Annotated in this window: 9 protein-coding genes and 2 pseudogenes; 3 read left to right on the forward strand and 8 right to left on the reverse strand. The window is 37.2% G+C overall.

The annotated features are described in order from the left end of the window. Window positions 1-87 precede the first annotated feature (87 nt). A complete protein-coding gene (locus tag P4S71_RS18380) occupies window positions 88-933 on the forward strand; it encodes a UDP-2,3-diacylglucosamine diphosphatase (protein WP_337151238.1) in 846 nt (281 codons plus the stop codon). Between the two features lie 29 nt (window positions 934-962). On the opposite strand, the gene P4S71_RS18385 is transcribed toward P4S71_RS18380, so the two are convergent. The 6 genes and pseudogenes from P4S71_RS18385 to P4S71_RS18410 form a co-directional block, all read right to left on the reverse strand. Continuing rightward, entirely contained in the window at window positions 963-2,153 is a 1,191-nt protein-coding gene (locus P4S71_RS18385) for an ATP-binding protein (protein ID WP_337151239.1), read from the reverse strand. 23 nt (window positions 2,154-2,176) lie between these two features. After that, window positions 2,177-2,431, reverse strand: coding sequence for a sensor histidine kinase (locus P4S71_RS18390; protein ID WP_337151240.1), 255 nt, complete (start codon window positions 2,429-2,431; stop codon window positions 2,177-2,179). A 37-nt stretch (window positions 2,432-2,468) separates the two neighbouring features. Beyond that, the gene (locus P4S71_RS18395) at window positions 2,469-3,965 is read right to left on the reverse strand and encodes a PAS domain S-box protein (RefSeq protein WP_337151241.1); all 1,497 of its coding nucleotides are present in this window, start codon (window positions 3,963-3,965) and stop codon (window positions 2,469-2,471) included. A 1,077-nt stretch (window positions 3,966-5,042) separates the two neighbouring features. Next, window positions 5,043-6,251 (reverse strand): ABC transporter permease, encoded by a 1,209-nt coding sequence (locus P4S71_RS18400; protein WP_096793171.1) that lies wholly within the window; start codon window positions 6,249-6,251, stop codon window positions 5,043-5,045. Beyond that, complete coding sequence (locus P4S71_RS18405) at window positions 6,244-7,032, reverse strand: ABC transporter ATP-binding protein (protein WP_337151242.1); 789 nt, start codon at window positions 7,030-7,032, stop codon at window positions 6,244-6,246. The genes P4S71_RS18400 and P4S71_RS18405 overlap by 8 nt, the downstream gene beginning before the upstream one ends. Continuing rightward, window positions 7,029-7,840 (reverse strand): annotated as a pseudogene (locus P4S71_RS18410) (DUF3025 domain-containing protein). Before P4S71_RS18410 ends, P4S71_RS18405 begins: the two are co-directional and overlap by 4 nt. A gap of 112 nt (window positions 7,841-7,952) precedes the next feature. On the opposite strand from P4S71_RS18410, the gene P4S71_RS18415 reads away from it, so the two are divergent. Beyond that, window positions 7,953-9,578 carry a M28 family metallopeptidase gene (locus P4S71_RS18415; RefSeq protein WP_337151243.1) on the forward strand — a complete coding sequence of 542 codons (1,626 nt, stop codon included), beginning with the start codon at window positions 7,953-7,955 and terminating at the stop codon, window positions 9,576-9,578. Window positions 9,579-9,820: 242 nt separating this feature from the next. Further along, window positions 9,821-10,995: pseudogene (locus P4S71_RS18420) on the forward strand (putative manganese transporter). A gap of 69 nt (window positions 10,996-11,064) precedes the next feature. Here the strand turns inward: P4S71_RS18420 and P4S71_RS18425 are convergent. Further along, the gene (locus P4S71_RS18425) at window positions 11,065-11,424 is read right to left on the reverse strand and encodes a DUF805 domain-containing protein (RefSeq protein WP_033014910.1); all 360 of its coding nucleotides are present in this window, start codon (window positions 11,422-11,424) and stop codon (window positions 11,065-11,067) included. Window positions 11,425-11,576: 152 nt separating this feature from the next. After that, window positions 11,577-13,163 (reverse strand): dihydrolipoyllysine-residue acetyltransferase, encoded by a 1,587-nt coding sequence (locus P4S71_RS18430; RefSeq protein ID WP_337120404.1) that lies wholly within the window; start codon window positions 13,161-13,163, stop codon window positions 11,577-11,579. Window positions 13,164-13,167: the final 4 nt, after the last annotated feature.

Genomic DNA, 13,167 nt, shown 5'->3' on the forward strand with positions numbered 1-13,167 from the left:
AATTGTCATGGAGGCTTCGTTAAAGTGTCTCATAAGTGTCATTAGATTTATCTACAGTGTTTAATTATTACACTATGGATGACGGGCATGACAAACAATCAACTGCGTAAAAAACAACATTATCCAGCCATTTGGATATCTGATGTTCATTTAGGTTACAAAGATTGTAAAGCTGATTACTTACTTGATTTTTTAAACTCGGTAGAATCTGACACACTTTACTTAGTGGGTGATATTATTGACTTATGGTCTATGAAGCGACAGTTTTATTGGCACCCTTCTCATTATGAAGTATTAAACTGCATACAAACAAAAGCAGCTAGCGGTACACGTGTCATTTATATTCCCGGTAATCATGATGAAGCGTTTAGAAACTATATAAATCAAACATTATTTGGTGTTGAAATCCACCAGCAGTTTATTCACACCACTAAAGCTAATAAACGGTTTTTACTTATACACGGCGACGACTTTGATTCAGCGACTCGTTATAACAAACTTGTTAGTATTGCGGGGGATGCAGGATACGACTTTTTATTATTTTTAAATCGCTGGACCAATCGTATACGTAAAATATTTGGTGGGAATTACTACTCACTTGCCGCGTGGATCAAAGCGCGAGTACACAAAGCCCGTGAAGCTATTGAAGCCTTTGAGGATGCCGCTATCCGCGAAGCTAAAAAACAAAAAGTAGATGGTATTATTTGTGGACATATTCATCACCCTAAAATAAAAGTGGATGATGGGATTATGTATTGCAACGATGGGGATTGGATTGAGAGCTGCACGGCACTTGTAGAGCAAAAAGATGGAAAAATTGAGTTATTACATTGGTCAGATACGCAAACCGTGCTCGACAGTGCTGATATTACAAAACTAGCTGCACCGATAGTCAGCTCAGTAGAAGCTAAACCAAAAAAATCAGCTGCATAGCAGCTGAACACTTACACAATGGATGTGATTCAGTTTAACCAAGTTAATAGCTTACTCTTTAGCGTTTGTGGCTTTATTGGCTTAGTAATATAATCGTTCATCCCTGCAGCTAAACAGCGCTCTCTGTCGCCTTCCATCGCACTTGCTGTCATAGCAATAATTGGCACATACGAATATTCACTTCCCGCTTTACCACTTCTTATTGCGCTAGTAGCATCGTAACCGTTGAGATTTGGCATTTGACAATCCATTAAAATAATATCGAAGGTTTTACGCTCATGTAGTTTTAATACCTCTAATGCTTCTAAGCCATCTGATGCGGTGGTTATTTTTACTTTCGTATGTTTTAAAATAGCTTTAGCAACTTCAACGTTGATCATATTATCATCAACTAATAATACATTATAATTCGATAAGTCTGGCTCTATAGGTTCTTCAATTAAATAGTTAGCTGCTGCAACCACAAGTTCATTATTTGCGCCGAATAAACTCGCTAACTTGTAGCTAAACTGATCTTGGGTAAGTGGTTTATTTAAAATATGGCTATATTCGGCCACTATCGTAGACTGCTTGTTTACTACCATATCACGTAAAATCAGCACATATTTCTTATCATATTGATTACAAAAACTAATGAGGGCATCAATTTGTGGATGCTCATCATCTATAATTAATAAGTCGGCATCAAATGCACTATGTCCACTAAAATAATCTAAGCGGACAATTTTATCCTTATCTATTTTACACGCGTGTACTAGTAAATTTGTGACGTTGTTAAATACGTTATCACGCGCAATTAATGTTGCCACGTTAATTGATGTCGCTAATTCAATGCTGGTATTTAACTTTTTCTGCTGTGCAACATGCAACTCTACCGTAGCAATAAAAACACTGCCAATCCCTTTTTTACTAGTAACCGTAATATTACCTCCCATCAACTGGGCTAACTTTTTGCAAATAGATAAACCTAAACCTGTTCCACCAAAGTGACGAGTCGTACTTGAATCCTCTTGTGTAAACACCTCGAATAATCTATCTAAATTTTCAGGAGCAATACCAATCCCGGTATCTTTGATCGTAAAACTCATTAACAGTTTAGAATTGGTGATGTACTTAGAGCCAATTGTTAAGCTAACCTCACCTTTGTGGGTAAACTTAAAGGCATTATTAACTAAGTTTATCAAAATTTGTTTTAAGCGGTGACTGTCACCAATCACCATCCGGTCGATAACGTCTTTTGTATCTAAAAAACTTCAAGTCCTTTTCGTTGTCCTTGCAATGCTAAAGAAGTAATCATATCACTGCATACGGTGACAACATCAAAAGTATGATTATCAATATCGAGTTTTCCGGCTTCAATTTTAGAGAAGTCTAAGATGTCATTAATTAAGTTCATTAATGAATGTGCACTGCTGTTAGCTAATTTTAAATAATGATGCTGTTGCTCAGATAGCCCCTCCTCTTTTAACATTTCTAGCATGCCTAATACGCCGTTCATTGGGGTACGAATTTCATGAGAAATGTTAGCAACAAAGTCACTTTTTGCTTGGCTCGCTGCTAGGGCTTGATCTCATAGCGCGTTCTAGTTCTATGGTTCTTTGGGATACTTTAAGCTCTAAAGTACTATTTAAACCTTCAAGTTCTGATTGTATGTTTTTCAGTGAAGTAATATTTCTTAAAATCGCAGCAACTTGATAGCGGTTGTTATACACATCAAAAATACTACTGAGTGTTATCGAATAAAATTGCTTGTTACCAAATGCATCAGTATAAATAGCTTCGAAGGGCATTTTTGCCCCATCAATTATAGTTTCTTCAATACAATTAATATCCGCTTTATTTAAGTTGAATAGTGAAATGAAATCGTTTTCTTTGTCCTTGAGAGTACTGCCAAATACATTTTTAGCCGTGTTATTAAAATGAACAATTTGTCCCGTTTCTTCAATTGTAAAAATAGCGTCCAAAGAATTTTCTATTACTTTGTTATTTTGCTCTTTCAATGAATGTATAAGTAATTTACGGTTTATGAATCTTTGATATATAGAGGTTATTATTAAAAATATGCTAAAAAACACTACGAGTAAAATAATGAAATTTTGTCGCCTTTCACTCACTTTCAATAATAAATCATGAGTATTTAAGCTAACAGCTAATTCAAGAGGGAGCATCGCGATATCTCCTTCAAAATAAATCCGTTTTTTTAAGTAGTATTGTTGAGGGTAACTATTTATTGGCAGTGTATTGCCAACAGACATTTCTTCGGCTTCATTAAATTCATCATCCCAAGTCCTACTTTGGTTAAACTCAAAGCCAAATCGTAAGTCAGTATCTGGATGGTATAAAAATTCACCTTCATTATTCATTAAGTAAATAGCAATGCCCCTTGGAGACTCTACAATTAAGCTTTTAAATAATTCGTCTGCAAAATAATTAGTGACTAGTACTGCAAACACTTGCTTATGTTCGTCGAAAACAGGTTTAGCAACTCGAAAAGTACTAATGTAAGGCTGCTGTATTTCGCCATTTTCTCGATTGTAATTTATAGGGGAAATGTAAACTGAATTTGCATCTAATATACTGGCTTTAATTACGTAGTCACGTTGTCCTTTTTGTTGTAATTGTTCTCCATCGAGCCTAACTAGGCTGCCGAGCTCAGTGCGATCGACCCTAACAACTTCTCGGCCACCGTCTGCTAGTGTAATATAACGTGCCTGTAATATGCTTTCGTCTGTGCGCATAAAACCCGAAAATATACTTGCTAAGCGCTCTTGCCAGACCGCAATTGGCGTACCCAATAGTGGATCTATCAATTTATGTTCTGAGGCGCGAGAAATACCTTGGATTGGTGGTGTAGCATCTAGAAATCGGATAGCAGTAACGCTGTCTTTAAAGTGCTTTTTTAAAGACAGCGTTTTTGTTTCTAATTCTCTTTTTAATTCAATTTGAGCCGTATTATAAACGTCACTTCTTACTTTTTTCTCAAATAAATAAAGCGAGGGTAATGAAATAACTATAAATGTTATTACTACCAAAAGTATCAGCTTGTTATTTTTTGTGCTTCTTAAAAAAATATTCTTTTTTAACATTTACTTTCGCCACTAAATTGAACTACTAAACAGTATAGAGTATTAAACAATTAAATATCCTAAAAACCAGAGCTTACAGGTCTATAAGGGGTAATTTTCAATATTTAGCTTTTAGTTACTTAAAGATTGATAATCTGAGATGGCATCGTAAATCCATTTATGTATTAACCGTGCAATTATTTTATTAGTAACGGGTAACTATTTACGTATAGTTTTTCAGCATTACGCCCTGTTTATCATTCAAGATTGAAATTTGTTCCGTCAAGGGCCTATATCGCGGCACATGGTTTATAACCTTTGGGCTAGCTAGCTGCTTCTGCGTTACCTTACTGACTTACATTAAGAATAAGTAAAATGTCTGCAGATTACTAACGCGCTTTACCTATCTCAATATAAGCGGCAAAGAGTCAATAGTCATAAGGGAGAATGCAATTGGCAGCGTATGTTTGGCATTTATGCTGCGCTATCGCCTATTTATAAATAATCCCTTATAAGTGACACCACATTATTTAGGCTGTATTTTGACTAAAAAACAGGTCTATTTTTGAGATTTCACCCACAAAAGTTCAACACGCCTAACTTAAATTAATAAACACCGAGGTAATTATAAGCATAGAGTACGTTAATACGTTCTGAACAGATCTGAACATTGGGAACTAATGACCATGAGAGCAACATTCATAAACAGCTGTTTAAAAGATTTTTTATACCAATCCGCAATAATACTTGATCAACTTCAGGGATTAAATCTGACTTTAACTGCGTTAAAATTTCTGTTATGCGACTGCATGGATGCAGGAGGTAGAGCAATTAGTGATAACAATTAAATAAAGAAGTTTTTGCTTTGTTATCAACACTATTTTCTTACTTAAAAATAGATCACGTAATTAAGGGTATTGGTATTATTGATGATTTCCATAATTAAAATCAACATATAAAAATAGCAGCTAAACGCTGCTATAAAACTTAAATATACGATTACTGGCTTTGGTAATAAATTACCAAAGCCAGGATAACTTTATATCATCTAAAAAGTACATCTTCGCGATTAAACCACTTAACGCAAAAGGCCAGTAGCCCTGCAGCAATGATTGCAGTGGCTAAAAATATTAAGCCTATGAATGTGTAATCAACAGTCCCTTTTACTATTTCTTTAATCGCTAAAGCCACGTTTGTAACTGGAATAAATGCTGTTTTAGCAGTGAGTTCCATATTTGGCATTATTGAAATAATAATCGGGAAAAATACGCCCATACTAAGTGGTGCCATATAGTTTTGCGCTTCTTTAAACGTGCGAGCATAGATAGATATAGCCAGAGCTAAGGCCGAAAATATAGCTGCAACCGGTAATAATAGTAAAAATATCATCAGTAAGTCGGTAACTGCTAATGTACTAAATGCCGCTTTAATAAAATCAAGATCGGCAAATGCGAGCGCCAGTGCTATCCAGCAGCCCATACTTAAGACCGTTATGGTTGTGGAGGCAATGGATGTAGTTAACAAGGTTATAAATTTACCAAGCACCAGCTCTGTACGCGTAATAGGTGTAAGTAGGAGTGTTTCTAGCGTGCCGCGTTCTTTTTCGCCAGCGCCTAAATCAATAGCGGGATAAGTTGCCCCCATCAATACTAATGGAATAAGTAAATAAGGTAAAAACCCGCCAATTTTTTCGCCAAGGTTTTCACGTTTATCGGCTGTATCCACTTTTATGACTTCAATCGGATTAAGAATAGATTTTTGAACAGACTCTTCAATACCAAAACTGATTAGCTTTTGAGTTTGCAGCACGTCACTGTATTCTTTTGCGAGTTCTTTAACGCGTTCGAATAAAAAGTTGATAGATTTTGAATCGTTAAAAACAACCTGCCACTGGCTTTGTTTTCCATCGTCCAATGTTTGCACAGCATGACTTGGTAAATAAATACCCATATCAATATCGCCAGCGATTACACCTGCTTTAAGCTCATCTATATTGTTAAAGGTTTTATCCCCTTTATAAAGCTCAAAACTTTTGTGATAAAACACTTTATCTGTAAACTCTTGTGCGTAGTCACCGTTGATAATCGCGTAAGTGTTTACTTTTTGCTCAGCGTCCATTGCAGCTTGCGAGCTTATAAATGCCATTACGGCAAACAATAACGGAAATATAGCAACAGGGAGCGCGACTACAAATAATAGCGTTTTTTTATCGCGTAATAACTCTCTTAATTCCTTTTTAAATACCTCAAACATCATGTTTCTCCGTTAATATATTCATAAACGCTTGGTTAAGCTCATCACTATTACCTGCTTGTTTAAACTCTTCTACTGTCCCGTCAAAACAGCTAATACCTTCGTTAATTACAGCGACACTGTCACATAAAAGTGCAACTTCATCTAGATGATGGGTTGAGAAAATAACAGGCGTCCCTTGCGCTTTTAAACCTTTGATAAATTTAATAACGGTTTGTGTTGTCATTATATCAAGGCCCGTTGTTGGCTCATCAAGTACCACAACTGCTGGGCGATGAACAACTGCACGCGCTATATTTGCTTTTTGCTTCATACCTGTTGAAAGGTTTTCTGCCCGTTTATCTACAAATTTGTGCATATCAAGCAATGTAAATAGCTCATCACAACGCGATGCTATATCGCTTTTGTTCATGCCATGAAGCTTTGCAAAATACTCTATGTTTTCTTTTACAGTTAAGCGGCCATACAACCCCGTAGAGCCTGATAAAAATCCAATAGACTTACGGCCCAGTAGCGGTTTTTTTACAATATCGTTTCCGGCAATCGTTATTGAGCCTTCATCGGGCTTTAACGCGGTTGAAATCATTCTAAGTGTCGTCGTTTTACCCGCACCATTTGGGCCGAGCAATCCAAGTACCTCACCTTTAGCGCAACTAAAACTAACGTCTCGTACTGAGTGAAAGTAGTCTTTATCTTCACGAGGATCGATGTCGTCTATTTTATTTTTTTTGTGAACTTTAGTTAGCTTAAATTTCTTTTTAAGCCCAGCAACTTCTATCATGTTCGCATCCTTCGTTTCGATCTAAAATAATCTGTATTGTTGTAAAAAGAGTCGTCTTTGTTTTCGTCATGCCAGCCAGGCACACCTAATAAAGGCAGTGGTGAAAGCTTTTTGTTATCGGCTAAGCAGTTATCTGTATTAATCATCTCATAAAGGGCTTGGTCAAGGTACTGGTATTGAGTTACTAAATCTTTACAAAATATTTCATTAGGTACACAAACAAATAACGCTTTACCCGTTAAACCTATATAAGGCTTTGTTAGCATTTCATAATTAGCATGACCAAACATAAAAGGTTTTATTGTTTTACCCCACTCATGTCTGTGTTCAACGAATGCAGTTTTCCATTGGTGATCGCAAAGCCACTGCTGCCATTTACTCTCACTTATAGCTAATACAACGCCACATTCATCAAAAAGCGTTAGTGCATTACGATGCTTGGTACGCTGTTGCAGTCCATGCTCAGCTATATCTTGCACATGTCGATGGTTTATTAACGCTTTTGTTTTTGGAAATAAACACCATACAAACCCACCAAATAAGTCATGCCAATTTTCACTGCGTGTAGGTACAACACCCGTTTCAAAAATTACTTGCTCGTAATAGCGATCGCCAAACTCTACCTTTGCATCATCTTCAAAAGTAATAGGAATATTATTCTCATTTATAGCGGTTAAAAATGGAGAAAACCACTGCGGCGCCGGCCAATCTGTTAGTTCGTTAACTTTAAATAGCTCACGTAAATGCGCAAATGCACCTGTTTCTAAACTACTGATTTGCCACTGCTCGGGGGAGTAAAACGCTTCATTTAAACCTTTAACAATTTATGCCTATAATTTACGAGAAGTTTACCGCAAAAACTGGTTCTGCTTAATAGAAGTTAATATACTAATCACAACTTAAAACAAAAAAGAGCTGACATGAAACATTATTTCTCTCTCACACTCCTCGCTACGGCTGTTTTAGCAGGTTGCGCAACAACAAGTATTACCCCTACTGATGTGACAAATGGTTATAACAGTATTCAAGCTGATGAATTGGCTAAACATGTAAAAGTACTCGCATCGGATGAGTTTGGTGGCCGTGCTCCTTCATCACCTGGCGAAAAGCTAACGCTTGATTATTTAACTGCGCAGTTTAAAGCTTTAGGCTTAGAACCCGGTAATGGCGACAGTTACTTACAAGAAGTGCCATTGGTTTCTTTAGAAGCTGATTCGAATATGGCCCTTAGTATTGGTGGTAAAGACTATCAATATAAAAAAGACATGGTTATGGGTAGCAGCCGCATTAGCGCACAAGAAGGCATAGAAAATTCTGAACTCGTATTTGTGGGCTACGGCGTTAATGCACCTGAGTACAATTGGAATGACTACGAAGGGTTAGACGTTAAGGGCAAAACGGTTGTAATGCTGGTTAACGATCCGGGCTTTGCAACAAAAGACCCTGCTTTATTTACTGGCGACGCAATGACTTATTACGGTCGTTGGACATACAAATATGAAGAAGCAAGTCGACAAGGTGCAGCTGGCGCAATTATTATTCACGAAACAGCACCTGCGTCATACCCATGGTCAGTAGTTGAAAACTCTTGGAGTGGTGAGCAGTTTGGTTTTCAAAAAGAAAACAACAATATGGATCGTGTAGCTGTTGAAGGCTGGGTTACAACTGACGTAGCAAAAGAGCTTTTCACTAAAGCAGGTTTAGATTTTGATACCGTTAAAACAAATGCTGCTAAAGGTGCTTACCATGTTGATATGGGCGATTTAACTGCTTCTGTTAATGTTAAAAATACGATTAAAAAATCAGTGTCGTATAACTTTATTGCCACGTTACCAGGAAGCGAGCAACCAGATGAGCATGTTATTTACTCAGCTCACTGGGATCACTTAGGTACAGACAAAACACGTAAAGGCGATCAAATTTATAACGGTGCTCATGACAACGCAACGGGTACAGCTGGGCTAATTGAAGTAGCTGAAGCCTTTACTAAGTTACCTAAGCACCCTAGCCGTTCAATGACATTTTTAGCGGTAACTGCTGAAGAGCAAGGCTTACTTGGCTCTAAATACTATGCAGCAAACCCAGTGATTGCAGCGAATAAAACAGTCGCTAACATAAACATGGATAGCTTAAATTTATTAGGCAAAGTAAAAGACATGAATGTGGTTGGTATTGGTAAATCACAAATGGATGAGTTTTTAGCAACTGCAGCTAAAGAGCAAGGCAGAACAATATCAGGCGATCCTAAACCATCATCAGGTGGTTATTACCGCTCTGATCACTTTGCATTTGCTAACATGGGTATTCCAGCCATGTACGCCGGTGGCGGCACAGTAGCTGCTGATGAAGAAACGGCTAATTACCGTAAACGTATGAGCTTAGTACTTCGCGGTTGTTACCATCAACCATGTGATCGTTATAGAGATGAATGGGATTTATCGGGTGCTGTTCAAGACTTACAATTGTTTTATAAGGTAGGTTTTGATATTTCTGAGCAAGAGCAATGGCCAACGTGGAATACAAATTCAGAATTTCAACGTAAATAATATAAGTCGTGTTTACCATCAAAGGTTAAATTTACAGCAATGTGTTTTTTATTTTTAGGTTAGGTAGCCTATTGTGGTTATAACCCACAAGTAGGTGATATTGACACATAAATGGATACGCACATTGTTTTATTTTAATCGGAAATTCAAACAAGCATTCGATTTAATTAATGCAAATGATATTGATTATCGTTTAATTAAAATATACAGTGTGACTTAGATAATTTATTAGGTCGCATTGTATGATTCTACTCTCTCACTTTGGTTTAATAACTCCCGCGTCAAGACAGTTTATAGGCCAAAACAAACGTTTATTGCTACCTTTATTTATATTGGTTTGCTTAGCATTACCTACCTTACGTGAAATTACTGTGACTGCATTAAGCGATGCTTTTTTTCAAGTGAGTGTGTTTGTTGCTGCTACCCTTTTGATTTATTACTACGCTATAGAGCATTTACCTCAACTAGAGCTGAGTTATTTAAGTGCTAAGTCGCCTATTTTAGAAATTAGTTTTGCTGCTGTTTTAGGTGCATTACCTGGCTGTGGTGGCGCTATTATAGTTGTTACGCAGTTTACTAAAGGTCAAGCGAGCTTTGGCTCTATTGTTGCTGTGCTAACAGCAACGATGGGCGATGCTGCTTTTTTGCTACTTGCCACACGCCCTACTGAAGGTTTAATTATTATGGGGATAGGATTAACCGTCGGTATAGTAAGTGGATTACTTGTTAATACAATTCACAGTAAAGATTTTTTACGCCCAACAGCGCAAGAACAAAAACATCAAATTAAAATTTTACCCACTAATATTATTAAAATTAGTAAACCTGTGTGGATGATAACAATTGTACCTAGCTTAATGATTGCTTTCTTAATTGCATTTAATGTCGACTTCACAAAATTTGGCACAAATATAGATACTATGATCAGTTTTTTGGTGCCGCAATGGCACTCTTTGTTGTCAGTATTTGGGCATTTTCGTCAAAGGGTGAAAGTTATCAAGAAGTGACCTCAGAAGATGTTACGTGCAATCCTCCTTCTAAAATAATTAAAGTATTACAAGACACACACTTTGTAACTGCATGGGTAGTAGCCTCTTTTATGTTATTTGAAATTTTAGTCAATATTGCAGGACTGAACTTAAAAACGTGGTTTGTACATTACGCCTATTTAGCACCGCTTATTGCAGTTGTTATTGGGTTTTTACCTGGCTGTGGCCCGCAAATAATTGTCACTACATTGTATATTCAAGGCATTATTCCCTTTAGTGCTTTAGCAGGAAACGCGATTTCTAACGATGGTGATGCGTTATTTCCAGCAATAGCAATGGCTCCTAGAGCTGCAGTGATAGCTACGCTTTATACATCTATTCCTGCTTTACTTGTAGGCTATGGACTCTATTTTTTAGTTGATATCTAAAGATATACTGTAAATTATAAACACAAAAAAGCTCAGCAATTGCTGAGCTTTTTGCTAAAATATAGTAACTTACTCTGCTGCTACAAAACCTTCTTTAGGGTTTTGGCCAAAATCGTTTTCACCTTCGTGAGAATCTTGTGCTAAAAAGATGATTATAACTATCCAACCAATAATAGGTACTAACCAAAGTAGCTGCCACCAACCAGAGCGGCCAGTATCATGAAGGCGACGAGCACCGGCGCTTAATTGAGGAATTAATAGTGCAAGGCTATAAATAGTGCCAATAAGAGCTATACCAAGTACTTCATCAACTACTGATAATGCTAAAGCGATTAAAAAGTTAATCAAATAAAACATCCAAAAAGCTTTGCGGCGATTACGACCTGAAAAATCTGCGTAGCTACGCAACGCATCCATATAATATTCCATAATAATATTCCTTAATGTTATTTTTTATATTCCCTAATGGGCTTGATTTCAATTACTTTTTAGTAACAATTGTATCTTAATTAAAAACAGTTCATATTAAAACAAAAACCAGCTTAAAGCTGGTTTTTTATTACACACTAACAATTGAGTTATTAACTCATAGCCATCATCATTACCGATGGATTTTCTAAGTACGATTTCCATAGGTTATTAAAACGAGCAATAGTCCCGCCATCAATAACGCGATGATCGCCAGACCAACTCACTTGCATAATAGCTTTACTCACAACTTGCCCACTTTCGTTAAAACGTGGTAGATGCTGTAGTTTACCAAGCGCAACAATAGCCACTTCTGGTTTATTAATGATAGGAGTTGCGATAGTGCCGCCAATTGCACCAATATTAGAGATGCTAATCGTCCCACCTTTTAAATCATCCGGTGCAACACGCCCTTCTCGCGCTGAATGAGTTAAGCGAGTTAAATCATTTGCCACATCTACAATGCTTTTACTCTGACACGATTTGATATTAGGGACTAACAAGCCAATTTTTGAATCAACCGCTATACCAATATTGTGATCGTTATAATAGGTAAGCTCTGAGCAATCATCATTCACTTTTGAATTCAGTACAGGGTACTCTTTCATTGCTAGCGAGAGTGCTTTTACAAAAAATGGCATCATGGTGAGCTTTACGCCTTGTGCTTTGTACTGCTCTTTTAAAGAGCTGCGCAAAGCGATTAGCTGTGTTAAGTCGATTTCATCACTAAACGTAAAGTGCGGAATAATTGAAACCGATGCCACCATTTGCTTGGCCATGGCCGCTTTAATGCCTTTAATTTGCTCTACTCGTACGCCACCGCTTTGATTCTGCGTTTGGTTTTGCACTGCACTTTGAGAAGCATCGCTATTAAGCGGTGAAGTATCAATAGTATTTGGCACTTCGCCTTTTACAAACTCTTCAATATCTTGCTTGTAAATTCGACCATTTTTACCACTACCTGGTACACACGTTAAATCAACATCAAGTTCACGTGCTTTACGGCGAACCGCAGGCGACGCCACCGCTTTTTGATTGATAACTTTTACAGCTTGCTCTGTTTTAACAGTGGCAACTTTTTCAGCGACAGCATTAGTTTGAGCCTTTACGACCGCTTGGTTTATATCAACACTTGGCTTTACTGCACTGCCTGCAATTGTCATTTGAAACAACGGGCTATGTACTTTTGCTATTTCACCTTTTTGGTAATATAACTTTTGCACTGTGCCTGTATATTTTGCCGGAATTTGTACTAATGCTTTGTCGGTCATTACGTCACAAACCGCTTGGTCTTCTTCTATTTCATCGCCTTCTGCGACTAGCCAATCAACAATCTCACATTCGACAATACCTTCACCAATATCTGGTAGTATAAAGTCCTCAACTACATCAGATGCATTGTTATAAGTTTGATTTTCAGCTTGTACTAGCTCTTCTACTACTTCATTACTCGTACTATCACCAGTTACATCCATAGCAAATAAAGGGGCATGTACTTTAGCAATTTCACCTTTTTGATAATATAGCTTTGTAATAACACCATCATGCACTGCCGGAATTTGTACTAATGCTTTGTCTGTCATCACATCACAAATTGGCTGATCCTCAGATACGGTATCGCCTTCTTGAACTAGCCACTCAACAACTTCGCATTCAACAATGCCTTCACCAATATCGGGTAATATAAAATCTTTAGCCATGGTA

Source organism: Pseudoalteromonas sp. B62 (genome assembly GCF_037162565.1).
GTDB lineage: Bacteria > Pseudomonadota > Gammaproteobacteria > Enterobacterales > Alteromonadaceae > Pseudoalteromonas > Pseudoalteromonas fuliginea.